Here is a 25,514-nt window from a genome sequence, read left to right on the forward strand (position 1 = left end):
AATAGTAGAAGAAAATATATAAATATAATTTTGAAAAATCTAGTCAGATATTTCAAATACAACTATGAACTGCAAACTGTGAACTGCTAGTTGACAAAAGTAGTATAGAAGTATAGTAGTAAAAAATTAAAAGTAGGAGTACAGGAGGAAAGTAAAAATGATAATTATTATGAACCCAAAGGCAACAGAAGAAGAAGTAAGAAAGGTAACATCAGTAATCGAAGCAAAAGGATTAGAGGTTAATCTTTCAAAAGGCGACACTTACTATATAGTAGGTATTATAGGAGATACATCTATAATTGATCCTAAAAAAATGCAGGTACTTAAAGGCGTTGATAGAGTTATGAAGGTTCAAGAACCTTTTAAGAAAGCCAATAAAATATTTAAACCAGAAGATACAATAGTTAATGTTCAAGGATCTATAGTTGGTGGTGGAAGACTTGGAATAATGGCTGGTCCATGTTCTGTAGAAAGCGAAGAACAAATCATTGAAGTAGCTAAAAGAGTAAAGGCTGCTGGAGCTAACTTCTTGAGAGGAGGAGCATTTAAACCAAGAACTTCACCTTACAGCTTCCAAGGATTAGAACTTGAAGGTTTAAAACTATTAAAAATAGCAAAACAGGAAACAGGCCTTCCAATAGTAACAGAACTTATGTCAACAGATTATTTAGATACTTTTGTTGAAAATGTTGATATGATTCAAATTGGTGCTAGAAATATGCAAAACTTTGATTTGCTAAAGCAAGTTGGTAAGACTAAAACACCTATCTTATTAAAGAGAGGTTTATCAGCAACTATAGAAGAATGGCTTATGTCCGCAGAATATATTATGGCTGGTGGAAATGAAAATGTAATTCTCTGTGAAAGAGGAGTAAGAACCTTTGAAACTATTACAAGAAATACATTAGACTTACAGGCAGTTCCAGTGATAAAGAAATTATCACATTTACCTATTATTGTAGATCCAAGTCATGCAGGAGGTTATGCTTACCTAGTAGAACCAATGGCTAAAGCAGCAATTATGGCAGGAGCAGATGGTCTTATGATAGAAGTTCATAATGATCCAGAAAATGCATTAAGTGATGGACAGCAATCACTTACTCCAGATCAATTTGATGCACTTATGGCTAAAGTTAAAGCAGTAGCAGATATCGAAGGTAAAGAAATTTAATTCTGTGTAGATAAAGGGAGCTATTAATATGAAGATAGTAGTTGTAGGTCTTGGAGTAATTGGAGGATCATTTACCATGGCATTAAAGGAAGCTGGGTATGATGATGTATATGGTATAGATATTAATGAAGAGTCCCTAGAAAAAGCAAAAAAACTTGGATTAATAAAAGAAGGGTTTACTAGTGGGGATGAAATAGTTAAAAGTGCAGATTTTATAATTATTTCCTTATATCCTAGATTAGTTAAGAAATTTATAACAGACAATAATGAAAACTTTAAGGATGGTGCTGTAATAACAGATGCAACTGGAATTAAGAAAATGTTTATTGATGATATAATAAAGATTTTACCAGAAAATATTGATTTTGTTTTTGGCCATCCAATGGCAGGAAGAGAAAAAAAGGGAATAGATTTTGCAAGCAGTACAGTTTTTAAAGGCGCAAATTATATCTTAACACCAGTAGCTAGAAATAAAGAAGAAAATTTAAGAATGATAGAAGACTTAGTTTATAAGCTTGGATTTAAGAGAATTAGAAGGATAACTCCTGAGCATCATGATGAGATGATAGGATATACAAGTCAGCTTCCTCATTCTTTAGCTGTAGCACTAGTTAATAGTGATTTAGAAGGAAGAGAAACTGGAAGCTTTATTGGAGATAGCTACAGGGATTTAACTAGAATAGCAAATATAAATGAAGATTTATGGAGTGAACTTTTCCTGGGAAATAAGGAAAATCTGCTGACGAGTATAGAAAATTTCGAGGTTGAATTAGACAAAATAAAACACGCAATAGAAAATGATGATAAAGAAGCTCTAAAAGAGTTATTTATAAAATCTACTAAGAGGCGTGAAAAATTATAAGTATGTAGGGCTTTTGTTATTTAAGATAATAACAAAAGCCCTATTTTACTATATACTAATTTTAGAGAAAATATATGTAAAAATAAAAAATAGAGTTTAAGTGTTATGAAAAGAAGGAAATATACATTGCTTATTTCATATATGGTTTTTTATGTTGAAATAAATAATGTAGAAAAAATATATTTATTAAAGTTAATTGTATAAAAAGTATATTTTTTTAATTAAAAGATATGACATATGTTGAATAATTGTATATACTAATATATAATTGAATTATAAATTATGTGATAGAATAATACATTTATTTATAAAGAAGTTTAAGGAGGTGTTTAAAGTGTCTTATTTAGTTGGAATCGACATAGGAGGGACAAACTTAAGAGCTGCAGTTATTTCTAAAAAAGGTGAAATAATTGATGTTTTTAAAGTGAAGAATGAAGTGAGCAAGGGTGCACCTTATAATTTAGATAAGCTGGTTAATCATATTGAAAAAGAATGGAGTAAATATGAGATTGAGAAAGTTGGAGTTGGAGTGCCAGGACCTATAGACTTAAAAGAAGGAAAATTATTAAATCCAGTTAATTTAAAGGAGTGGGCAAATTTCAATATAAAGCAATATTTAAGTGAAAAGCTTAAACTCCCTGTAAACGTTAATAACGATGCTAATGTGGCAGGACTTGCAGAAAGTATAGTTGGAAGTGCAAAGGAATGTACATCGGTATTTTATATAACCATTTCCACAGGGGTAGGTGGTGCGTTTATATTAGACAAGAAAATCATAAACGGAGCCCATAGCCAGACAGGCGAAATCTATAACATGATAATAAATGAAGATAATTACAGTCAGGGAGGATTAAATAAAGGTGGCTTGGAAGGCCAATGTAGTGGAGTAAATATAGCTAGAGTAGCATCAGAACAATATGGACAAACATTGATAACTAAAGAAGTATTTAATTTGTATAAAAAGAATGACGAAAAAGCTATTTTTGTAATAGACAAATGGATAGACAATATTTCAATAGGAATTGCCAATATAATAGCAGTAGTTGACCCAGAAGCTATAGTTATTGGCGGAGCAGTATTGATAAATAACACGTTTTTACTGGCTAAGATTATTGAATGTGCAAAGAAAAAGGTTGCCGATCCTAAAATCGTAGATATAAGAATAGCTGAACTTGGTGATAATGCAGGTCTTATTGGAGCAGCAATGCTTTAAATAGTTAGCAATTGACAGTTAACTTAAATAGAATATGTAATCTATCAAAATAAAAGTGCCAATAAACATAAGAAGCAGGAGGAGAAAAATATGAGTATAAAATATAAATTCCCAGAAAGTTTTTGGTGGGGATCAGCAACATCAGGACCACAAAGTGAAGGAAGATTTAACAAAAAACATGATAGCGTATTTGATCATTGGTTTGATATAGAACCAGAAGCATTTTTTAATGGAGTAGGACCCGATGTAGCATCAAACTTTTATAATAGCTACAAAGAAGATTTAAAACTAATTAAAGAAATCGGCTTAAATAGTTTTAGAACGTCAATTCAGTGGACAAGATTAATGAAAGATTTTGAAACAGGAGAAGTTGATGAGGACGCAGTAAGGTTTTATAATGATGTAATCGACGAATGTATAAAGAATAACTTACTTCCAGTCATGAATTTGCATCACTTTGATCTTCCAGTTGAATTATATGATAAATATGGAGGCTGGGAGTCAAAGCATGTTGTAGATTTATTTGCGATTTTTGCGAAGAAATGTTTTGAGCTATTTGGAGATAGAGTTAAACATTGGACTACATTTAATGAACCTATGGTAGTTGTTGAAGGAGAATATTTATATAAATTCCATTATCCAAAGATAGTAGACGGAAAGAAAGCAGTACAAGTTTTATATAACTTGAACTTAGCTTCTGCAAAAGCAATAAGAGAGTTTAAAGCTTCAGAATGTCATAAAAATGGAGGAAAGATTGGTATAATTCTTAACTTAACTCCATCATATCCAAGATCGCAAAATGAAGAAGACATAAAAGCAGCTGGATTTGTAGAAGATTTCTTTAATAATTCATTTTTGGATCCTGCAATAAAAGGTGAATTCACACCATCTTTAGTAGAGGTATTAAAAAATGATAAGGTTATATGGGAAGCAACAGATGAAGAATTAGAAATAATTAAAAATAATAAGATTGATTTCTTAGGCGTTAACTATTATCAACCAAGAAGAGCTAAGGCTAAGGAAACAAAGTTTGATGAATCAAATGGATGGATGCCTAATAAGTACTTTGATGATTATGAAATGCCAGGAAGAAGGATGAATCCTTATAGAGGATGGGAGATATATCCTGAATGTATGTATGATATTGCAATTAATATAAGAGATAACTATAATAATGTTCCTTGGTATATTTCAGAGAATGGAATGGGTGTTGAAGGAGAAGAAAAGTATATAAATTCCGAAGGCATAATAGAGGATGATTATAGAATAGATTTTTATAAAGAACATTTAGAATATCTTCATAAGGGAATAAGTGAAGGTTCAAATTGTTTTGGTTATCATACATGGACACCAATAGATTGCTGGTCGTGGTCAAATGCTTACAAAAATAGATATGGATTTATTGCTGTAGATTTAGATACTCAAAAGAAAACTATTAAAAAATCAGGAAGATGGATTAAAGAAGTGTCAGAAAATAACGGGTTTTAAGTAATTTATAAAGATGCTGTCTTAAATTAAGACAGCATCTTGAATTATGTAAAAGTTTTGTATTAAAATACATATATGTAATAAATTTCTTATATGATAATTATTTCATATATCAAATCGAAATTTAAAAAGCATCGGAAAGGGGAGCTTATAAAATGAGAAATTTTATGGTTTTTGATATTGGGGGGAGTTCTACAAAATGGTCAGTCATTACTGAAAAAGGAGAGTTCAAAGAGAGCAATAAACTTGCTTGTGCCAAAACAGCTGATGAATTTTTTAGTGAATTAATTAAGATATCAAATGAGATGAAGAAAAAATACGATGTTAAAGGAATTGCAATAAGTGCTCCAGGAGCAGTTGATAGTGATACTGGATTAATTGGTGGTACAAGTGCAATACCATATATACATGGACCTAATTTTAAGGAAATATTAAAAGAAGGTACAGGAATAAATGTTGAAATTGAAAATGATGCAAATTGCGCAGCTCTTGGAGAATGCTGGCTTGGTGCAGGAAAGGACAATAATGATTTAGCATTTATAGTCTGTGGATCAGGCATTGGTGGAGCTATAGTTAAAGACAAGAAAATTCATGTTGGAATTCATAAACACGGTGGAGAATTTGGATATTGTGTAATGAATTATGAATTAGGAGAAATTCCTAAATTCATAAGTTGGAGTAAAATTGGAGCTACTAAAGTATTAGCAGAAAATGTTGCAAAGTTAAAAGGTTTGGACGAGGGAGATCTTAATGGTGAAGAAGTATTTGAATTGTGTGATAAGGGAGATAAAATTGCCTGTAAGGAAGTTGATAAGTACTACTTTATGATGGCTATGGGTATTTATAATATTCAATATACTTATGATCCAGAAGTGATTATCTTAGGGGGAGCAATAAGCGAAAGAAAAAATTATGTTGAAGAAATAAATAAAAGATTGGATATAATGACTAAGCATGGTTTGGAGGGACTCATAAAACCTGAAATAAAAACATGTGAATATGGGAATGATGCAAATAAATTAGGCGCATTATGCAATTATTTCCAAAGAGAAAAATAATAGAATACTTTTATAAAAAAATTGTCTAAGTATTATTTGTTAATTTGTTAAAGAATCGATAAAAATCATGAAGCAGCTGCTGAAAAGTAATACAGCAGCTGCTTTTGTTTAATTAGCTCAATTGGAAAGATTCACAATCAGTGCACTCTTTTTGTTTAGGGCTTGATTCATGAGTTCCAACCTTAATTTGCTCTAAGGTACAATAATTTTCATCACCACCGTGCCATTTACAAGGTCTTACTGAACATCCTATACTTTTATTACATGACATATAAATCACTCCTTAAATTTAATTTCAGTAATATTATTTGATAAAAAAATCTTTTTATACTTTTAAATAAATGGGTATATATAGATGGATATCCAGCGTATAAATTAAATTTAAGTGTAAATTAATTTTTTAAAAGTATGTGTGATTTATTATATTTCTTTCCCTGAAACAAATACTTTCTTTATATTAATGTCATCATCAAACAATACTAAATCTGCATCATAACCTTCCTTGATTTGTCCTTTGTGGTCATCAACCTTACAATGTTTAGCGCCGTTAAAAGAGGCCATCTTCACAATTTCATATAGTGGTATATCTGAATTTTTATATACATTTCTTATAGCTTTATCAAGAGTAAGTACAGATCCTGCAAGAGCACCATTCTCTAAACGCGCTTCATCATTAATTACAATGACTTTTTGCCCGCCTAATGAATATTCTCCATTTGGCATGCAGCAGGCCATCATAGCATCTGATATTAATAAAACATTATCAGTTCCTTTTTGATTATATGCAATTCTTAAAGCAGGATATGAAATATGAATTCCATCTGAAATGGTTTCGGTGGTTATATTACTATCAAAAACAGCACCTACAGCTCCAGGATTCCTATGATTTAAAGGAGTCATAGCATTATAAAGGTGAGTTGAATGACTTGCTCCGCATTTAATTGCCTCAAGCATTTCTTCATAAGTTGCATTTGTGTGGCCTAAAGAACAAATAACCCCACTATCAGCTATATACTTAATAAGCTCCTTAGCCCCATCGACTTCTGGTGCGAGTGTTATGGAGACAATAATATCTTCATAATCTTTTATTATATCCTGATACGCCGAAATTGATGGAGATAAAAGGTGGTTAGGATTTTGAGCACCAATTGCCTTGGGACTTACGAAAGGACCTTCTAAATGAACACCTAAAATATGTGCCCCGTCATTACCAGTTGTTTTCAAATCTTTTATTACTTTCAAGGATTTTCTGATTTCATCTATAGAAACAGTCATGGTTGTAGGAGTAAATGAGGTTGTTCCATGTTTAATTATGGTATTGGCAATTGTATTAATTGCTTCACTGGTACCGTCCATTGTATCATAACCGCCTGCACCGTGGATATGAACATCTATAAAACCAGGGGATACATATAAACCTTTTGCATCAATTATATTTTCATCACCATAATCATTAGGATTTATTGCTTTGATTTTGCCATTCTCAACAAGAATTGAGCCTTCTTCTATTCTATCTAAGTAAATAATATTACAATTTTTTATTAACATTTTTCTCCTCCTTTATATAAAGAAATTTTTAAAATCATATAGTTTGCAGGTATAAATGTTTAGAAAAGTAGAATACTTTTCGTCATTAAATTTATAAGTTTAAACTGTGAATCTGTAGTTGATGAAAAGTGGATATTATCAGTTGTATGTATTAAGTATACCGCATTTATAAAAGGTTTTTCAAGTATATATTGACATGTGGCATATAATAAATTATACTGTTATTGAAGTGGTAATTACCACTTTAGACTTAGTTTTTATAACAATATTTTCAAATAATCTACTTAAATTGAGCGATTTATATTTTCTTTTCAAATAAGTAAGAGTATAATTGTTGATAAACTGCTAGAACTAAATGAGGTGTATTTATGGATGCAATAGACAAGAATTCAACAATTCCTTTATATGTTCAATTGATGAATATTCTTATTGAAAAAATAGAAACTAGTATGGAGGAAAATGACAAGCTCGATTCGGAAAGAGAAATTTGTAAAAAATATAATGTTAGTAGAACGACAGTCAGAGAAGCTTTAGACGAGCTTGAAAAAAACAAATATATCTATAAAGTACAAGGAAAAGGAAACTTCATATCTCCAAGAGTTGTAGAGCAAGATTTAATAAAGGTTTCTTCATTTACTGAAGAAATGAAAAAACATGGGAAGAATCCTACATCTAAATTATTAAATTTTGAGGTTATAGAAGCCAGCAATAAAGTGGCTAGAAAACTGGAAATGGAAGAAAATGAACTTGTATTTAAAATTTCAAGAATAAGAATTGCTGATGATATACCAATGATATATGAAATAACATATCTGCCATATGAAAGATTTAAAAAGCTTTCTAAAGAGATGATTGAAGAAAATCCTTTATATGAAATATTTAAAAATGTATTCAATGCTCAGATTACTTCTGCAGAAGAAGTGATAGAAAGTGTATTAATAAACAAATTAGAAAGTGTTTATCTAGAGGTACCGCAAGGACATGCAGCCTTAAAATTCGAAAGAATAGCATATGAGCAAGAAGAAATCATTGAATATACCATAACTATAGCAAGAGGAGATAAATATAGATATAGAGTTTGTTTGAAAAATTAACAATAAAGGAGAGTATAAACAATGAAGTTACTAGTAGTTAAAGATTATGAAGAAATGAGTAAAGTTGCAGCGGAAACATTTAAAGAAGTTATTAATGAAAAGCCAGAGGCTATTTTAGGTCTTGCAACAGGTAGCACTCCAGTTGGATTATATAAATATCTTATTGAAATGAATAAAAATAAAGAAATAGATTTTTCTAAAATAAAAACCGTGAATCTAGACGAATATGTTGGACTTGGAGAAGAGAATCCCCAAAGTTATAGATATTTCATGAACGAAAACTTATTTAATCACGTTAATATAAATAAATCGAATACTTTTGTTCCGAATGGATTAGCAAAAGATCTTGACGAAGAAACTAAAAACTATGATAAAAGAATTGATGAATTAGGTGGAATTGATTTACAAATTCTTGGGATAGGAAGCAATGGTCATATTGCATTTAATGAACCAGATGAATTTTTAATCTCAGAAACACATGTAACTAATTTAGCTCAAAGTACAATTGAAGCAAATTCTAGATTCTTTAATTCGATAGAAGAAGTTCCTACTAAAGCTATATCTATGGGAATTGGACAAATAATGAAGGCGAAGAAGATACTATTATTAGTAAAAGGCGAAGATAAGGCAGATGCAATAAAAGAATTATTGAATGGAAAGATTACAACAAATAATCCAGCAACAATCTTAAAGCTGCATAAAGATGTAGTTGTAATAATAGATGAAAAGATGGCAGAAAAAATTAAATAAGAAAACTAAACTATTATTAAAATAGATGATTTGAGTTTGAAGTTATATAAAATTATTTTTATATAGCTTTTTTTATTTAAATATAGCTTTTTTAGGTTAAAATATTAATGGAGTAAATAAAGAAAAATAGGTAAAGTTGCGGAAATAGCCGATTTTAGTATATAATAAGATAAGGAAAAGATATACTTAATAAAGTAAAAAGTTATATTATAAGGAATGGGGAAAAATATTATGGCAAAGTATGAGGAAATTGCTGAAGATATACGAAATAGAATATTAAGTGGTAAATATAATCCTAATGAACAGCTACCCTTAGAAAAAGAGATGTGTGAACAATATGGTGTGAGTAGAATTACAATAAAAAAAGCAGTTGATGAGCTAGTTATCCAAGGGTTAGTAATAAAGAGGAGAGGTTCAGGAACTTTTGTAAAGGCACTTGATGATGATGATGTTCAAGAATTAAGCTTGGCAAAACAATTTGGCGGATTTTCCCAAGCTCATAAGGACAAGAAGGTAACTTCGAAAATTATTAACTTTGAAGTTATTCATCCAAGTGAAGAAATAGCAACTAAATTAAAAATAACTTGTGATGATTTTGTTTATTATATGATAAGAACTAGATATGCTAATGATGAACCATATGTAGTTGAATATATGTATATGCCTATAAGCCTTATACCAGGAATTAAAAATGATGTTCTATTGAATTCAATTTATAGTTATATTGAAAAAGAGTTAAAGTTAAAAATAAAAAGTGGTCATAGAATAATTCGTGCAATTTTACCAAACGAATTGGAACAGGAGTGTCTTCAGATAGCAGATAATTTTCCAATATTAGAGGTGGAACAGGTAGGCTTCTTGGATAATGGTCAGCCGTTTGAATATTCAAAAGCACACCATAGAAGTGATAAAATAGAATTTAGAACTGTAAGTATTAAATAAACAACAAAAAGTATTACTAGAAGTGCTGATTTCTAGTAATACTTTTGTTAGATCGCAAGTTGATGCAAAGTTTATCCTATTTCATTTATAAGACCTTTTCTATAAGCTTTTAGCAGCAATTTTAAATCTTTAATTTGGTTTTTAAGTTCTTTTCCCACATCTGTGTCTCCAACTTTTTTTCGATCCAATTTTTCTACTATTTTAGTTGAAGATAAAATATCTGTTTCTCTACTAAATGCATCTTCAATTGATTTAAAAGGCTGATGAGATATTAATTGCAATCCATATGAATTATAAGTCAATGTATATCCAGCGAGTCCAGTCTGACTTCTGTAAGCTTTAGCAAAGCCACCATCAATAACTATTAATTTTCCATTGCATTTTATTGGATTCTCACCAAATTTATTTCTTACTGGAACATGTCCATTTATTATTTTTGATTCTGATGGATCTAAGCCGAATTCTTCGAAAATCATATTACACATTTCTTCAGAATCTCTAAAATCATAATATGGATTTTTCTTTTCTTTATGGGTAGTTTTGTCGCTTATAAAATATCTTTCAAAGGTGGCCATATCTTCTTTACCAAAAAGAGAAGAGCAGGCACCAGTCCATAAATACCACATTATGTCCATTCCATATAGTTTTTCTTCGCTACCTCTATTACTGAAGTAACCTTCTCTAGCTAAAGAGTCAAACTTGTCCAAGAGCCTTCTGCCTTGATAATCCTTTCCATTAATAGTCATACTTTTAAAAGTTTTATCTTTATTTAAAGGGATGCATCCGTGAAATAATAAATTTGAGTTAAAGGTTAAGTAGATTCTTCCCTTATTAAATAAGAATAAAACATGCTTTTGAAGTTTTTCACTATTTATAAATGAACTTTGCAATTTTTCGATTAATTTTCTTTCGTCACTTGTAAGCTCAAAAGGCCTTTTCGGATTAATTGTAGGAAAATTTTTGTCATTAAGTTCATAAGTATTATTGTTTAAGGTTATGGTACCGTCTTTATAATTTATCTTACTTAAAAGCAATCTATGCTCCATTTTAAATTCAGGTCTTCGCGTAATTATTTCATGTTCAAGTTTAAATTGAATAATTGTAATAGCTTTATGCATTTTTGAAATAAGTTCAATTTCAGAAGTTCCGTGTACAGTTTCATCAGAATTTTTAGGTATAAATTCAGTACAAGAATCATTCTTATAGTGCTTTAGTGCAAAAGTTGCAAGCGGTAATAAATTTATACCATAAATATCTTCAATTACATCTAAATTTGAATATCTCGCTGCTATTCGTAAGACATTTGCTATGCATGTTGTATTACCTGAGGCAGACCCCATCCATAATATGTCGTGATTTCCCCATTGTATGTCAACAGAATGATAATCAATAAGAGTATCAATTATAATATCAGGTCTTGGGCCTCTATCATATATGTCACCTATTATATGGAGCCTATCTATTACTAGTCTTTGGATTAACTTGGATAAGGCTATTATAAATTCCTGGGCTCTTTCGATTTCAATAATAGTATTCATTATTCCGTCATAATAACCTTGTTTGTCAGCATTATCTGCTTCTTCATGTAGTAATTCTTCTATAATATAGCTAAAATCTTTAGGAAGAGCCTTTCTTACTTTTGATCTTGTATATTTTGATGATACATGTCTGCATAATTCAATTAATCTATATAAATTAATTTTGTACCAATCATTTATATCTTTTTCTTCCTTTAGAACAATTTCTAATTTTTGTTCAGGATAATATACTAGCGTAGCTAAGCTTTTTTTTTCACAGTCCATTAAGGAATTACCAAAAACCTCTTCAATTTTTCTCTTTACTGCACCTGATCCATTTCTCAAAACATGAACAAAAGGCTCGTATTCACCATGAAGATCGGCTAAAAAATGTTCTGTTCCTTTAGGCAGGTTTAAAATTGCTTCCAAATTAATAATTTCTGTGGATGCAGCTGCAATTGTGGGATATTGCTTGGCTAGTAAATTTAAATACTTTAAATTTTCACTATAACCTTCCATAAGGTCCTCCTTTTTATGATTGTGCCTTATCAAAGTCCTTTAGGAACTTTATTAAGTAATCCTCTTTGAGATAAAATATCGTAAATAGTTTGAGAAGTTGTATCATCGAGTGCGTATCCAAGCAGTTTTACTACTCTCTCTAATTTCTCTTCAGATGTAGTTTCTATTTCTAAATAAGGAAACGGACAAAATTTTTTATCATTTATATCTATTTCAATTAAGCAATCATGTAATTTATAACTCTCTCTATATTTTTTATTAGATTCCTTGAGTACTAATCCTAAAGATTTAAAGATGCCTTCGCCCATATTTTTATTATTAATTATGACTTCATTTTCTTCCATTACTTTAAATCTTTCTTGTGACAACATTTTCTTTGTAGTCATGAAATATATAATTTTATTATTAAGCATATCATTTACTGTTCTGATACGTGCATAGCCTTTCTCAGCTAAAAGCCTGCCGTCTTCAAAATCATATATGTCATTAATTTGATTTTCCATTTTAACTTTTTCTGCACCATTTAATAACAAGATATTTCTTATAGAGTCAACATCGATATCAACAATTCTAGTTTCTAATTCTTGCATAAAAGCTATCTCCTTTTTAGTTTTTTTATGTAATCTCTGCCATTAGTAAATTTTTATAATATAGCAGTTTAACTATTTGAAATAGTATTCATTTATTAAGTATAACTTATTCTAATTATTTCTGCTATGGGTATATAAAAATTCCCAATGTTCTTGCAAGTGGAAATATTCGTATTATATAATTAAGTAAAAACTGGAAAAATATGTGCGAAATCATTTAATCTTGGGCTTCAATAAAACTATCTATTACTAGTGAGGGAAAAATTTATGGGAGAATTAACGAGGAAAGAAGAAGTTATAAAGTGCTTAATAGAACTTGAAAATGATAAGAAGAGGGGAATAACAGCAGCAGAATTAAGTTCATACATAGGATTAGATAGAGCTAATATAAGCAGATACTTAAATAGATTATACAAAGAAAAAAGGGTAAATAAAAGAGATGGAAGACCGGTTATATATAGCAGTATTAAGAATTCAAAGCCTCATAATAAGGAGTTGTTGGAAAATGGATTAGGCAGATTATCTAGAAAGCAGGATAGTTTAGAAAAACTTGTAGGAGCTAAGCAATCGCTTAAATTACCCATACAGCAGGCAAAGGCGGCAATATTATATCCACCTAGAGGTTTACACACTATTTTGCTTGGAGAAACTGGAGTTGGAAAGTCTTTATTTGCGGAAGTTATGTACAGTTTTGCTAAAGAGTCAAATATGATAGAGAATGATGCACCATTTATTAGATTTAACTGTGCAGATTATGCTGATAATCCACAACTAGTAGTAGGTCAGATATTTGGGGTAAAAAAGGGAGCATTTACGGGTGCAGATAGTGATAAAGAAGGATTATTAACGAAAGCAGATGGAGGAATATTTTTTTTAGATGAAATACACAGGTTATCGCCACAAGGTCAGGAGATGTTATTCACTTTTATTGATAAAGGATATTTCAGGCGTCTTGGCGATACTGAAAAGAAAATAAAGGTTGAAGTTCAGATTATAGCTGCAACAACTGAACAACCTCAATCATTTTTGTTAAAAACTTTTATGAGAAGAATTCCTATGATGATAGTCTTACCGCCATTACGAGAAAGAACATTTGAAGAACGATATTATTTATTAAATGAATTTATAGTAGCAGAATCATTACGATTAGGGAAAAGTATATATATTAGCAAAAATTCAGTTATATCTTTTTTACTATATGATTGCCCTAATAATATAGGTCAGTTAAAAAGTGATATTCAACTTTCTTGTGCTAAGGCATTTTTGAATTACAAAATAAACAAAAATAACTATATTTTAATTGATGAAAGTGATTTACAGCCAAAGGTTCAAAAAGGAATAATGAAGATTCGTGAATACAGAAAAGAAATAGATAATCTGTCAAAAAATATGACAGATATTTTAAGATTTTCAAGTGAAGATAATGTATTAAAAAATTTGGATTTAGAGCTTAATAAGTCAGAAACTTCTGAAGATAGCAGCTTTTATTCCATAATAGAAAATAAAATGGAAGATTTAAAAAATCAAGGTATTGATGAAAGTAAGATTAATGATATTTTGAATATTGATTTAGAGAAGTATTTTAAAAAATATATTAGTACCATAAATTCAAATTTTAAAAAAGATGAGATTGCTAAAGTTGTTGATTTTAAGGTAGCAAATGTAGTTGAAAAAATGCTTAATATAGCATCAAAAAAATTAAACAGGGAATTTGAACAAAAGGTTTTCTTTGGGCTATCACTTCATTTGCAAGGGAGTATTAAAAGAATTGTTTCAGGAAAGAAAATATATCATCCAAAGTTAAATGTTGTTAGGGTACAATATAGAGACGAGTTTATTGTGGCAATGGAGATAGTTAAAATTATAGAAAAAGAATTTAATTTAGATGTTCCACTGGATGAAATCGGTTATATAACTATGTTTTTATCTGAATATAATGAGGAAAGTAATGAACAGCTAGAAGAAACTGTTAGAATATTGGTCATGATGCATGGGACAAGTACAGCCAGCAGCATGGCAGAAGTGGCAAATTCTTTGATAGGAGAGGAATATATACAAGCATTGGATATGCCACTGACAATGAAGCCGGAGTACATGTTAGAAAAGGCTAAGGAAAAAATCAAAGGAATGAATAGTGGAAAAGGCATTTTAATATTGGTAGATATGGGATCATTGATTAACTTTGGAAGTATTATCGGAAGCGAATTAGGAATTAAAATTAAAACAATAGATATGGTAACAACGCTAACTGTTATGGAAGCTGGAAGAAAAGCTTTAATTGGAAGAAATTTAGATGAGATATATTGTTCATGTAAAGATATAGGAAAGGCATCTATACAAATGTCTAATGAAGATTATGAAGAAGAAAAAGAACTTGCTATAATTACGACATGCTTTACAGGTGAAGGGGCAGCAGAGAGAATAAAAACAAGAATAAACCTTAGTCTGGAAAATATAGAAAGAGTAGAACTTATTCCTCTGGATATTTTAGATAGAGAGGACTTTTTAAAGAAAGTAAGTGAATTAAAAAAAAGGTATGTAATATTAGCGGTTGTAGGAACAGTAAATATATTTATTAAAGGGGTACCATTTATACCCGCACAAGATATTTTTGTAGAAAAAGGCATAAAGGAATTAGAATATTTAATAAATATTGAATATGATTTCTTAAAAGTACAAAAAGCATTAGTCAATGAGATAAAGGAATTAAACTGCATAAAATTACTTTCAGATATTAGAAGAATAATAAGACAGATAGAAGAAAATTTAAATGTCGAGATACAACATGATGCACAGATTGGAATATTAATTCATGTCAGTTTCCTCATAGACAGATTAAAACACGGGGGAAAAGAAATTACATTCAAAAACTTAGAAGATTACAGAAGTAAGTATAGCAAGGAATTTATATTAATCAAAAAAGCTGTGCAAGTTTTAGAATATAATTATGAAATAAGAATTAAAGATGATGAGTTAGCCTATATACTTAGAATGATCAAAGAAAATTTAATTACTGTGTAAGAATAAAGAAAGTGTGTAAAGTGAATTGCACACTTTCTTCCATATAACACACATTAAAAATTATAATTGAAACCAAGTACTTAAGGCACTTGATAAAATTTACAGGTATGCTGAAAGTTGGCACTATAATTGCTATATATTAATGGTGTAAGAAAATATAGCTAGTATATTGAAAATAATATAGTTTAAAGGGGGACGTTTACAGTGAAAAAAATATTATTGGTTTGTTCAGCAGGAATGTCAACAAGTTTATTAGTTTCTAAGATGGAAAAAGCAGCAGAAGAAAAGGGGATTGAATGTAGTGTTCAAGCTACAGGAGAATCAGAAGTTAAAAATTATATAAATGATATAGATGTGTTACTATTAGGGCCTCAAGTAAGATTTTTATTGTCAAAATTTAAAAAGAGTTTAGCAGATAAAAATGTACCAGTAGAAGTGATAAATACGATGCATTATGGAACGATGGATGGAGAAAAGGTTTTAAAGAGAGCATTAGAGCTTATAGGAAATAAGTAGTTAAAAGGAGTAAAACATAATGGAAGAAATAATTATGAATCTTATAATACACAGTGGAGAAGCTAGAAGTTATTCAATAGAAGCAATTCAATGTGCTAAAAATGAAGACATAACTGAGGCAAGAAAGTTAATAGAAAAAGCTGAGGTAGAATTATCAAAAGCACATAATATACAAACATCATTAATACAAAAAGAAGCTGATGGTGGAAAAACAGAACTTTCACTACTTATGGTACATGCACAGGATCACTTTATGACTAGCATGACATTAAAATATCTTGCAATTGAGATCATAGATGTGCATGAAAAATTTATAAAAGAGAGAACTTTATTTGCAGAAAGTAGAAGGTAGAGATTATATATAGGCAAATTAAAAGAAGAAAATGGAGTGTGAAACAATGAAGAAGCTAGGAATTTCAGTTTATCCAAGCCATAGCAATATAACTCAAATTGTAAACTATATTCATTTGGCTGGAAAATATGGATTTAAAAGAATATTTACATGTTTAATCTCTATAGCGGATAGGAATATAGAAGATATAATATCAGAATTTAAAGTTATTACAAAAGCTGCAAAGGAAGAAAATATGGAGATCATTGCAGATTTAGAGCCGAACATATTTAAAAAATTAGGTGCTTCTATTTATGATTTGAAAGTATTTAAAGATATTGGATTAGATGGGATAAGATTAGACATGGGCTTTAGCGGACATGAAGAAGCAATCATGAGTTTTAATGAATACGGACTAAAAATAGAATTAAATATGAGTAATGGAACAAAGTATATTGATAATATTTTATCTTATCAAGCTAATCCAAATAATTTATATGGATGTCATAATTTTTATCCACACAAATATACAGGAATTTCTCTTGAACATTTTATAAAATGCTCAAAACAGTTTAAAGAACTCGGGTTAAACACAGCAGCATTTGTAAATTCAAAAGATGCTAAGTATGGTCCGTGGCCAGTTTCAGAAGGCCTATGTACATTAGAAATGCATAGAGATCTGGCAATAGATATACAAACTAAACACTTTTTGGCTACTGGATTAATTGATGATGTAATTATAGCAAATTCCTTTGCATCAGAAGAGGAACTTGAATTGTTGAGCAAATTAAATAAAGAAAAATTGACATTTAAAGTCAACTTTAATGATAGCGCAACAGAATTAGATAAGAAAATTGTTCTGGAAGAATATCATTTTAGCAGAGGAGACGTTTCTGAATACATGATACGGTCTACACAAAGTAGAGTTAAGTACAAAGGAGAAAGTTTTCCAGCAGCAAATACCGTTGATATTAGACGAGGAGATATATTAATTGATTCAGATTTATATACTAGGTATGCAGGTGAGCTTCAAGTCGCTTTAAAAGATATGAAGAATTCAGGTAAGACTAATGTGATAGGAAGAATAGCAGATGATGAAATATTTTTATTAGATTATATCAAACCTTGGATGAACTTTGGCTTTAGGTTAAATTAATATTTTTATAATAAAGGGGGAATTTTATTTATGAACAAATTTTTTGAGTGGATGGAAGAGCATTTTGTTCCTATAGCATCCAGAATTGGCTCTCAGAGGCACCTAGTAGCAATCCGTGATGGTTTTGCTACAATTACACCTTTAATAATTGCAGGCGCTTTTGCGGTATTGTTTAATAACTTAGGATTTAAAGGATATCAAAATTTCATGAACTGGTTATTACCAACAGGTTGGACAGCTTGGGGTGGTGCTATATGGAATGGTTCTTTTGGCGTTATGTCAATATTAATTGTATTCACAATATCATATCATTTGGCAACATCATACGATAAAGATGGACTAGCAGCTGGAATTGTAGTAACAGCAGCTTCAATAATTTTGTATTCAACAACTCCTGACGGGGCATTTCCAATGACATTTTTAGGTTCACAGGGTTTGTTTATTGCATTAATAGTAGCATTGGTTGGCACAGAAATCTTTGTTAAATTAATAGGCAATCCTAGATTAGTAATAAAAATGCCTGAAGGGGTACCACCAGCAGTTGCTAAGTCATTTGCAGCTTTATTTCCATCAATTATAATTTTAGCAATAGCAGCAGGTGTTAAGGAATTATTTATGTTAATGCATGTAGCAGATATACATCAAGCTTTATTTTTCACATTACAAAAACCACTACAAGGAATTGTAGGAAGTTTAGGCGGAGTTCTTATAATAGTTTTCTTAATACAACTATTATGGTTCTTTGGATTGCATGGAGCTAATATACTTGCACCAGTTATAAATGCTTTATTGCTTCCATTACTTTTGGCTAATACAGATAAATTAAATGCTGGATTGCAGCCAGAAAACATATTGAATAGTCAATTTCTGGATTCTTATGTGAATATGGGAGGTTCAGGAACTACTATAGGATTATTAATTGCCGTATATATTTTAAGAAAGAGGGCAGGATCTCAACAAAGAATGATTGCTAATTTAGGTATTGGACCAGGATGCTTTAATATTAATGAGCCAGTAATTTTTGGTTTTCCAATAGTTTTAAATCCTATGTACTTCTTCCCATTTATACTTGCTCCAATGGCTTCTGTATTAATAGCATATATGCTAACAGCAATAGGATTTGTACCAAAGGTATCATTAATGGCAGGATGGACCACACCACCAATTTTAGGAGCAATAATATCTACTAATTCAATTATGGGAGGAGTTACAGCTTTAATATGTTTAGTTGTAAGCGTACTAATATATATGCCATTTGTATATGCTGCAGGCAGGCAAGCAACCGCTGGAGAAGAAGCTTCGAAAAGTATTAATATGTAAGTTTAATTAAGTGTAAAATTCCACAATTAACTGTAAAACTGCACAAATTGACAAGCATAATTGTTAGTGATATAATAAGCAAATATAATTTGGTTTTATACTAATAAATGTACGCAATGGGGCGGATTCTTTTGAATCTGCCTTTTAATTTTATGTAAAATTTTTGCAATTAACATAGTAAAATATTTTTCACTATATACTTTACAATAAAATATATATTACGTTAAAATGAATATAAAAAAGTAGAATTATTTAACATAAAAATAATATATTTTACAAAGTAAGGAATTAGAAATGGAATTTTTAATTTAAAGAACATATAATAAAAAATTAAGACTTTTATAATGAAATATGTTTTAATAAATGTGATGCTAGAAATTTTAAACGTAACAATTTAAATTTATATAAATATTAAGTGGTAATAACCTTATGATTTAGGCACATGAAAGAAAATAATAGACCAAAGATGTGGCGCATATTTTGCGTCAGGCAAGGAAGTAAATTCTACTCATAGCGGGTCTATTAGTAAAATTTGCTGACGCAGTATGACACAAAATAGGTAAGCATACTGGCCTATTATTTTTTTGACTGTGCCTTAGCCTTAAGTCAACAGGAATAAATAAAAGGTATTTTAATTTAGTGAAGAATGAGGTCGCCACGTACATAATATATTAAAATTAAATATATTATAATAATTAATAAAAAGGGTGGGAGCATGAGTACAATTATTGATTCAGCAGTCATAATAAAGTCTTATAATAATAATATAGTTTCTGTAAAAATGAATGAGAAGGAAAGAGTACTTTTTGGTAAGGGCATTGGATTTGGAAAGAAGCTTGGAGATGTTATTGAGAAAGGTACTGAAGTTGAGAAAATATTTGTTATTGAAGATGACGATAATTTAAGAAATTTCAAGCAGGTAATTGAAAATGTTGATGAAGAATTTTTAATATTATGTGAAAAAATGATATCTTATATAGAAGCTGAATTAAAAGAAAACTTGGATGAGAGAATACACATTGCATTAGTGGATCATTTAAATTTTGCACTAAAAAGATTGTCCAATAACGAGGAAATAGAAAATCCTTTCATAGTAGAAATTAAAGCTCTATATCCTAAAGAATATAAATTAGGAGAAAAAGTTTCAGAAATTTTACAAAATGAAACGAAGGTAAGCATTCCAATGGGTGAAATTGGGTTTATAGCATTGCATATACACTCAGCTAGAAATTCTGGAAAAGTATCAAATACAATAAAAAATACATATTTAATAAATTCTATAATTGGCTTTATAGAAGAGAAGCTAGGAATACAAATAGATAAAACGTCTTTAGATTATGCAAGGTTCTTAACCCACTTGAAATTTGCAATAAAGAGAATAGCAGCAGATATATCAATCAAAAATGATTTTATAAAAGAAATAAAGTCCAAGTATAAATTATCATATAAAATAGCAAAAGGAGTATCCAATATATTGATAGATAGATTGGAAAAAGATATTGCTGAAGATGAGATAGCATATTTAGCAATGCATATAGAAAGATTTAGAAGGGCTACTATAGAGGCATAAAAAAATAGCTAACATATTGAAAATATGTTAGCTGTTTTTTATAAGCTAAAAGTAACTACTTCACTTTGACCTGCAACTACATCTTTATTAACATCAGCTTTTAAATCTTTTACTGCATCCATATTTGTAACTAAAACAGGAGTTATTAAAGAAAAACCTTTGCTTAATATAAAATCTCTGTCAATCTTTATAATTGGTGTCCCAGCTTTAACTTTATTTCCAGCTTCAACTAATTGTTCAAAGCCTTCACCATTTAAGGAAACAGTATCAATTCCTATATGAACTAGCAATTCAACGCCATTATCTAATGCTAAGGCAAATGCATGTTTAGTGTTAAATACGAGAGCTAGATGTCCATCAGCAGGTGCGACTATGACATTACCAGTAGGATCTATAGCAACTCCATCCCCAGCCATTCTTTCTGCAAAAACTTGGTCAGGTACCTGTGATAAATCTATTGTTTTACCAGTTACAGGAGCTAATAATTTTGTTTCATTTGTTGTATTCTTTTTGAAAAAATTAAACATATTTTATATTCCTATAGTTACTAGGAATAGTCACTTCCTTTCCTTTGTTATTTCATGTGTATTAGTAATAAAAAAAAAGCATAAGCTTCCGGAAAAAACGTAAACTTATGCCTGATTTAACAGTAACACATCTATATTGATAATTATATTATTTTAAATTATTAGTGTCAATAATAAAAAAAATCAAAAAGGTATTGATTATAGAGAAAAATTAAGGTAAGATATGTATAAGAAAAATGTGTAGGCGTGTAACCGATTAAAGTGGGCATTAGCTGAAAAGGATAAATTTTCAATTATCCTTTTCGGCTTTTTTATTTTCTATAATTATAGTAAATAAAAAAGTCTTTTTTTATTATTTAAGAAGTTATATTGAGCTTTATAGCCACTTGTGATTTTGTTCTTAATTATGTATTTTAGGATATAAAATCCTTAAAATAAAATTTTATATATCATATATGATGAAAGGGGAATTATATTATTATGATGAAGTATTTACAAAAACTAGGGAAATCACTAATGCTTCCAGTAGCTTGTTTACCTGTTGCTAGTATATTAATGGGTATTGGTTATTGGATTGATCCTACAGGCTGGGGAGCAAATAATGTGGTTTCAGCCTTCCTTTTAAAAGGAGGTAGTGCTTTAATTGACCACATGGGAATCTTATTTGCAATTGGTGTTGCTGTTGGAATGTCTGATGATAATGATGGAACAGCTGGGCTTGCAGGTCTTGTTGCATGGCTTATGATTACAACTTTATTAGATCCAGCATCTGTAGCAATGTTTAAGCACATTGATGTTAAGGAAGTTCCAGCCGCTTTTGGAAAGATTCAAACACAATTTATTGGTATTTTATCAGGATTAATTGGTGCATCTTGCTATAACAGATTTAAGGGGGTTAAATTGCCAGATGCATTAGGTTTCTTCAGTGGAAAAAGGTGTGTTGCTATTGTAACAGCATTATATTCAATTATTGCATCAGTAATATTATTTTTCGCATGGCCTATTATATTTGGAGGATTAGTAGCTTTTGGTGAAGCTATTATATCTACAGGTGCAGTTGGAGCAGGTATTTATGCATTCTTTAATAGATTATTAATACCATTCGGTCTTCACCATGCATTAAATTCAGTATTCTGGTTTGATGTAGCTGGAATTAATGATATTGGTAAGTTCTGGGGAACTACTGGAGGAGGAGTAAAAGGTCAGACAGGTATGTATATGACTGGATTCTTCCCAGTAATGATGTTTGGTTTACCAGCAGGTGCTTTAGCTATGTATCATACAGCTAAAGATAAAAAGAAAAAAGTAGTTTATGGTTTATTATTAGCAGCAGCATTATCTTCATTCTTCACTGGTGTTACAGAGCCATTAGAATTTGCATTTATGTTCTTAGCTCCAGGATTATATTTAGTTCATGCAGGTTTAACAGGACTTTCAGCATTCGTATGTACATTATTACCAGTAAGAGCTGGATTTAACTTTAGTGCCGGTTTTGTAGATTGGTTCTTAAGTTTCCAAGCTCCAATGGCTGAAAATCCGCTTATGTTAATTCCAATTGGTTTAGTTGTTGGTGTAATTTACTATGTTGTATTCCGTATAGTAATTACAAAGTTTAACTTAAAGACACCAGGTAGAGAAGATGATGATGCAGAGGAAGTTAATGTAAAACTTTCAAATGATAACTTCACTGAAGTAGCAGCTGTCATATTAAGAGGTGTTGGTGGAAAAGAAAATATAACTTCTATTGATAACTGTGTAACTAGATTACGTTTAGAAGTTAAAGATCAAACATTAGTAGATGAAAAAGTCATTAAATCTGCAGGAATATCAGGCGTAATTAGGCCGGGAAAAACAAGTGTACAAGTCGTTGTAGGAACACAAGTACAATTTGTTGCAGATGAATTTAGAAAGTTATGTAAATAAAAAGTTATATCATAATTTATAAAACATATCTTAAGTAAAAGTATCAGAGAGTGAAAAAGAGACGTTTAAGAATCATAATGGATTCGTAAAAAATGTTCTCTTTTTCACTTTTTTTATTTTTGAGTTTATACTTGAAAAGTATAAAGAAAGTATTTAAAGTAGAGTTAGTACATAAAAATAAGAGGCGTTTTTAAATAAGTATTAATAAGAAATAAAACGATTAGATGAAGAGGGGAGAGAGCAATGAAGTTATTGAATTCAGTAAATAAGGTGCCAGCTGGAACAATGATTATACCATTATTTGTGGCAGCTATTTTAAATACACTTTGTCCATGGATTTTAAGGATAGGTAGTTATAGTCAAGCGCTGCTTTCTGATGATGGATTAAGAATTATCATGTTTTTAACCTTATTATTTACAGGAACTCAGATGAAAGTTAAAGACATTCCAGAAGCGTTAAAACGTGGAGGTAGTCATGTTCTATTTAAATATTTAGCAGGAGCAGGTGCATATATTCTTGTATTTCATTTCTTTGGATATGAAGGGATTTTAGGAGTATGCAGCTTATCACTATTATGTGCTTTAACAAACAATAATGGAAGCTTATATATGGGGCTCATGGAGAATTATGGAGATCATGCTGACATTGTAGCAAGATCCATGTTTAATTTAAATTCGGGACCTATGTTATCATTAATGACTATAGGGGTTTCAGGTGCTAGTTTCATCAGTTGGCAGGAATATGCGACTATTTTGCTGCCAATATGCATAGGGATTTTACTATCAAGTATTGACGAAGAAATTAGAGTAGCGACAAAAACAGGTAATGCATTAATATTACCAATAATGGGATTTATATTAGGAGCTAATATTGATCTTGAGAAAGTTGTAACAGCTGGATTTAGCGGAATTTTACTTTTTATTATAGTAATGCTTGTAACTGGACCAGTTGCGTTTATTGTAGATCGTTTTATATTAAAGAGGCCGGGATATGGTGGAATGGCAACTGTATCTGTTGCAGGAAACACTATTGCAGTACCAGCGATGATTGGACAAATAGTACCTGCTTTTCTTCCATACGTAAAGGTAGCAACTATACAGATATCCTGTGCAGCAATTTTATCTGCAGTTTTATGTCCTTTTGTTGTGCAGTGGTTTGCAAAGCACTTTGGATGCCCTAAATATGAAAAAGCATTTGGAAAAAATCAAGAAATACCAGCACATTAAAAGAAAATATTGAAAAACTTTTTTTTATTTTAATTAAAGTTTATAATATCTAATGTACAAATATTTTTGGATGGTGAAATACATATGGAATACATAAATGAAATTAATATAAATGAAGCAATAATTCACATATTAGATAGTAATGGGGAAGAACCTATTTTAAACGAATATAGTTTAGAATTAGATGAAGACATATATGCATTTTTATATAAGCATGTAGAAAAGTGTTTAAAGGATGATGAACTTAAATATGGAAGATTTAATTATGAAAGAAATATAGTAAAAGAAGTTGTACAAAATTATTTAAAGGGTATAGATAATGATTTAGTTAATGTATCAAAAGAATTGGCGAGTCAATTATTTTTGATAATGAAGACTAATGTGAATATTCCATCTGGGGATTTAATCATAACATCAATAACAACTGATCAAGGTCCAATGGTTGGAATACTTAAAATGGATTATGTTAAAAATTTTACTCATGAAGTTCAGTTTATTGATGAAAAAATAGGAATAGGAATAGTGCCACAGCTAGCAGGTCTTCCAGGTAGTGGGCAAAAGATTCAAAAAGCTGCATTTATTAAGCCTATTAAAGATACTGATAGATACAATCTGATGATTTTGGATAAGCAAAGAAGCGGTAAAGAAGATGAATATGGAGCAAACTATTTTATAAATACATTTTTAGGTGCCAATATAGTTACAAATGAGAGAGATATGACGAAAACTTTTGTAAAGGCAGCTGAAAACTGGACTAGAAAAAATATTACAGAAGATGCAGGAAAGGCAGAAGAGATTAGAACAGCCATTAAAGCTAAGCTTAAAGAAGAAGACACAATAAATATTGATGACTTTTCAGCAGAGTTATTTAATGAACAGCCCGAAGTAAAAGAGGGATTTTCAAGTTATATAAAGCAACAAGGGCTAAATGAAGAAGTAGCAGTCGATAAGACCTGGGTTGAGAAAAAATTAAAAAGAGTCAGACTTAATATTGATAAGCAAATTGATTTGTACATAAATGAAAACACTTATCATGATTCAAGTAAATTTGAAATACAAAGAAATGGCGATGGAACAATAAATTTAATAGTGAAAAATGTAATTAATTATATTGAAAAATAATTATATGTTACATAATAATAAAACTTTAGTCTATTTAGTGAGGCTAGAG

The 25,514-nt window shown here is 30.0% G+C and carries 22 protein-coding genes; 17 read left to right on the forward strand and 5 right to left on the reverse strand.

Annotated elements, in window-relative coordinates:
• The first annotated feature begins 157 nt into the window (after positions 1-157).
• The 5 genes from aroF to CDLVIII_RS05615 all read left to right on the forward strand — a co-directional run bounded on the left by aroF (position 158) and on the right by CDLVIII_RS05615 (position 5,792).
• Entirely contained in the window at positions 158-1,171 is a 1,014-nt protein-coding gene (gene aroF, locus CDLVIII_RS05595; protein ID WP_009168456.1) for a 3-deoxy-7-phosphoheptulonate synthase, read from the forward strand.
• Between the two features lie 28 nt (positions 1,172-1,199).
• The gene (locus CDLVIII_RS05600) at positions 1,200-2,033 is read left to right on the forward strand and encodes a prephenate dehydrogenase (protein ID WP_009168457.1); all 834 of its coding nucleotides are present in this window, start codon (positions 1,200-1,202) and stop codon (positions 2,031-2,033) included.
• A 334-nt stretch (positions 2,034-2,367) separates the two neighbouring features.
• Positions 2,368-3,246: an ROK family protein gene (locus CDLVIII_RS05605; protein WP_009168458.1), complete on the forward strand. Its 879-nt coding sequence runs from the start codon at positions 2,368-2,370 to the stop codon at positions 3,244-3,246.
• Positions 3,247-3,336: 90 nt separating this feature from the next.
• Positions 3,337-4,734, forward strand: coding sequence for a glycoside hydrolase family 1 protein (locus CDLVIII_RS05610; protein ID WP_009168459.1), 1,398 nt, complete (start codon positions 3,337-3,339; stop codon positions 4,732-4,734).
• 155 nt (positions 4,735-4,889) lie between these two features.
• On the forward strand, positions 4,890-5,792 hold the full coding sequence (locus CDLVIII_RS05615) for an ROK family protein (protein ID WP_009168460.1): 903 nt from the start codon (positions 4,890-4,892) through the stop codon (positions 5,790-5,792).
• A gap of 112 nt (positions 5,793-5,904) precedes the next feature.
• On the opposite strand, the gene CDLVIII_RS29695 is transcribed toward CDLVIII_RS05615, so the two are convergent.
• Together CDLVIII_RS29695 and nagA are read right to left on the reverse strand one after the other, a co-directional pair.
• Complete coding sequence (locus CDLVIII_RS29695; protein ID WP_009168461.1) at positions 5,905-6,063, reverse strand: DUF1540 domain-containing protein; 159 nt, start codon at positions 6,061-6,063, stop codon at positions 5,905-5,907.
• A 149-nt stretch (positions 6,064-6,212) separates the two neighbouring features.
• Positions 6,213-7,340 (reverse strand): N-acetylglucosamine-6-phosphate deacetylase, encoded by a 1,128-nt coding sequence (nagA, locus tag CDLVIII_RS05620; protein WP_009168462.1) that lies wholly within the window; start codon positions 7,338-7,340, stop codon positions 6,213-6,215.
• Positions 7,341-7,708: 368 nt separating this feature from the next.
• Between nagA and CDLVIII_RS05625 the strand changes: the two genes are divergently transcribed.
• From CDLVIII_RS05625 to CDLVIII_RS05635, 3 genes are all read left to right on the forward strand, one after another.
• A complete protein-coding gene (locus CDLVIII_RS05625; protein WP_009168463.1) occupies positions 7,709-8,434 on the forward strand; it encodes a GntR family transcriptional regulator in 726 nt (241 codons plus the stop codon).
• Between the two features lie 21 nt (positions 8,435-8,455).
• Complete coding sequence (gene nagB / locus CDLVIII_RS05630; protein WP_009168464.1) at positions 8,456-9,184, forward strand: glucosamine-6-phosphate deaminase; 729 nt, start codon at positions 8,456-8,458, stop codon at positions 9,182-9,184.
• Between the two features lie 231 nt (positions 9,185-9,415).
• Entirely contained in the window at positions 9,416-10,126 is a 711-nt protein-coding gene (locus CDLVIII_RS05635) for a GntR family transcriptional regulator (protein ID WP_009168465.1), read from the forward strand.
• A gap of 71 nt (positions 10,127-10,197) precedes the next feature.
• Here CDLVIII_RS05635 and CDLVIII_RS05640 read toward each other — a convergent pair whose 3' ends face one another.
• Positions 10,198-12,162: a fructose-bisphosphatase class III gene (locus CDLVIII_RS05640; RefSeq protein WP_009168466.1), complete on the reverse strand. Its 1,965-nt coding sequence runs from the start codon at positions 12,160-12,162 to the stop codon at positions 10,198-10,200.
• Positions 12,163-12,191: 29 nt separating this feature from the next.
• Positions 12,192-12,752, reverse strand: a complete 561-nt coding sequence (locus tag CDLVIII_RS05645; protein ID WP_009168467.1) for a CYTH domain-containing protein — start codon at positions 12,750-12,752, stop codon at positions 12,192-12,194.
• Positions 12,753-13,019: 267 nt separating this feature from the next.
• Between CDLVIII_RS05645 and CDLVIII_RS05650 the strand changes: the two genes are divergently transcribed.
• The 6 genes from CDLVIII_RS05650 to CDLVIII_RS05675 all read left to right on the forward strand — a co-directional run bounded on the left by CDLVIII_RS05650 (position 13,020) and on the right by CDLVIII_RS05675 (position 20,666).
• Positions 13,020-15,773 (forward strand): sigma-54-dependent transcriptional regulator, encoded by a 2,754-nt coding sequence (locus CDLVIII_RS05650; protein WP_009168468.1) that lies wholly within the window; start codon positions 13,020-13,022, stop codon positions 15,771-15,773.
• Positions 15,774-15,977: 204 nt separating this feature from the next.
• Entirely contained in the window at positions 15,978-16,289 is a 312-nt protein-coding gene (locus CDLVIII_RS05655; protein WP_009168469.1) for a PTS sugar transporter subunit IIB, read from the forward strand.
• A gap of 19 nt (positions 16,290-16,308) precedes the next feature.
• Positions 16,309-16,641, forward strand: coding sequence for a PTS lactose/cellobiose transporter subunit IIA (locus CDLVIII_RS05660; protein WP_009168470.1), 333 nt, complete (start codon positions 16,309-16,311; stop codon positions 16,639-16,641).
• Positions 16,642-16,687: 46 nt separating this feature from the next.
• Positions 16,688-17,776 (forward strand): MupG family TIM beta-alpha barrel fold protein, encoded by a 1,089-nt coding sequence (locus CDLVIII_RS05665; protein ID WP_009168471.1) that lies wholly within the window; start codon positions 16,688-16,690, stop codon positions 17,774-17,776.
• Positions 17,777-17,806: 30 nt separating this feature from the next.
• Positions 17,807-19,096, forward strand: coding sequence for a PTS sugar transporter subunit IIC (locus tag CDLVIII_RS05670; RefSeq protein WP_009168472.1), 1,290 nt, complete (start codon positions 17,807-17,809; stop codon positions 19,094-19,096).
• Positions 19,097-19,811: 715 nt separating this feature from the next.
• Positions 19,812-20,666, forward strand: a complete 855-nt coding sequence (locus CDLVIII_RS05675) for a PRD domain-containing protein (RefSeq protein ID WP_009168473.1) — start codon at positions 19,812-19,814, stop codon at positions 20,664-20,666.
• Positions 20,667-20,704: 38 nt separating this feature from the next.
• Here the strand turns inward: CDLVIII_RS05675 and CDLVIII_RS05680 are convergent, their stop codons facing one another.
• Positions 20,705-21,193 carry a PTS glucose transporter subunit IIA gene (locus tag CDLVIII_RS05680; protein WP_009168474.1) on the reverse strand — a complete coding sequence of 163 codons (489 nt, stop codon included), beginning with the start codon at positions 21,191-21,193 and terminating at the stop codon, positions 20,705-20,707.
• 480 nt (positions 21,194-21,673) lie between these two features.
• On the opposite strand from CDLVIII_RS05680, the gene nagE reads away from it, so the two are divergent.
• The 3 genes from nagE to CDLVIII_RS05695 all read left to right on the forward strand — a co-directional run bounded on the left by nagE (position 21,674) and on the right by CDLVIII_RS05695 (position 25,465).
• Complete coding sequence (gene nagE / locus CDLVIII_RS05685) at positions 21,674-23,116, forward strand: N-acetylglucosamine-specific PTS transporter subunit IIBC (RefSeq protein ID WP_009168475.1); 1,443 nt, start codon at positions 21,674-21,676, stop codon at positions 23,114-23,116.
• A gap of 243 nt (positions 23,117-23,359) precedes the next feature.
• The gene (locus CDLVIII_RS05690) at positions 23,360-24,343 is read left to right on the forward strand and encodes a 2-keto-3-deoxygluconate permease (protein WP_009168476.1); all 984 of its coding nucleotides are present in this window, start codon (positions 23,360-23,362) and stop codon (positions 24,341-24,343) included.
• An 84-nt stretch (positions 24,344-24,427) separates the two neighbouring features.
• Entirely contained in the window at positions 24,428-25,465 is a 1,038-nt protein-coding gene (locus tag CDLVIII_RS05695) for a nucleoid-associated protein (protein ID WP_009168477.1), read from the forward strand.
• Positions 25,466-25,514: the final 49 nt, after the last annotated feature.

This window comes from Clostridium sp. DL-VIII, assembly GCF_000230835.1.
Lineage (GTDB): Bacteria > Bacillota > Clostridia > Clostridiales > Clostridiaceae > Clostridium.

Bases quoted from the DNA above. Each gene is read 5' to 3' on its own strand.
- CDLVIII_RS05610 (WP_009168459.1), top strand. From the start codon at position 3,337: ATGAGTATAAAATATAAATTCCCAGAAAGTTTTTGGTGGGGATCAGCA.
- CDLVIII_RS05675 (WP_009168473.1), top strand. From the start codon at position 19,812: ATGAGTACAATTATTGATTCAGCAGTCATAATAAAGTCTTATAATAAT.
- CDLVIII_RS05600 (WP_009168457.1), top strand. From the start codon at position 1,200: ATGAAGATAGTAGTTGTAGGTCTTGGAGTAATTGGAGGATCATTTACC.
- CDLVIII_RS05640 (WP_009168466.1), bottom strand. From the start codon at position 12,162: ATGGAAGGTTATAGTGAAAATTTAAAGTATTTAAATTTACTAGCCAAG.
- CDLVIII_RS05625 (WP_009168463.1), top strand. From the start codon at position 7,709: ATGGATGCAATAGACAAGAATTCAACAATTCCTTTATATGTTCAATTG.
- CDLVIII_RS05680 (WP_009168474.1), bottom strand. From the start codon at position 21,193: ATGTTTAATTTTTTCAAAAAGAATACAACAAATGAAACAAAATTATTA.
- CDLVIII_RS05615 (WP_009168460.1), top strand. From the start codon at position 4,890: ATGAGAAATTTTATGGTTTTTGATATTGGGGGGAGTTCTACAAAATGG.
- CDLVIII_RS29695 (WP_009168461.1), bottom strand. From the start codon at position 6,063: ATGTCATGTAATAAAAGTATAGGATGTTCAGTAAGACCTTGTAAATGG.
- nagE (WP_009168475.1), top strand. From the start codon at position 21,674: ATGATGAAGTATTTACAAAAACTAGGGAAATCACTAATGCTTCCAGTA.
- CDLVIII_RS05695 (WP_009168477.1), top strand. From the start codon at position 24,428: ATGGAATACATAAATGAAATTAATATAAATGAAGCAATAATTCACATA.
- CDLVIII_RS05635 (WP_009168465.1), top strand. From the start codon at position 9,416: ATGGCAAAGTATGAGGAAATTGCTGAAGATATACGAAATAGAATATTA.
- CDLVIII_RS05670 (WP_009168472.1), top strand. From the start codon at position 17,807: ATGAACAAATTTTTTGAGTGGATGGAAGAGCATTTTGTTCCTATAGCA.
- CDLVIII_RS05665 (WP_009168471.1), top strand. From the start codon at position 16,688: ATGAAGAAGCTAGGAATTTCAGTTTATCCAAGCCATAGCAATATAACT.
- CDLVIII_RS05690 (WP_009168476.1), top strand. From the start codon at position 23,360: ATGAAGTTATTGAATTCAGTAAATAAGGTGCCAGCTGGAACAATGATT.
- CDLVIII_RS05645 (WP_009168467.1), bottom strand. From the start codon at position 12,752: ATGCAAGAATTAGAAACTAGAATTGTTGATATCGATGTTGACTCTATA.
- CDLVIII_RS05660 (WP_009168470.1), top strand. From the start codon at position 16,309: ATGGAAGAAATAATTATGAATCTTATAATACACAGTGGAGAAGCTAGA.
- nagB (WP_009168464.1), top strand. From the start codon at position 8,456: ATGAAGTTACTAGTAGTTAAAGATTATGAAGAAATGAGTAAAGTTGCA.
- aroF (WP_009168456.1), top strand. From the start codon at position 158: ATGATAATTATTATGAACCCAAAGGCAACAGAAGAAGAAGTAAGAAAG.
- CDLVIII_RS05650 (WP_009168468.1), top strand. From the start codon at position 13,020: ATGGGAGAATTAACGAGGAAAGAAGAAGTTATAAAGTGCTTAATAGAA.
- nagA (WP_009168462.1), bottom strand. From the start codon at position 7,340: ATGTTAATAAAAAATTGTAATATTATTTACTTAGATAGAATAGAAGAA.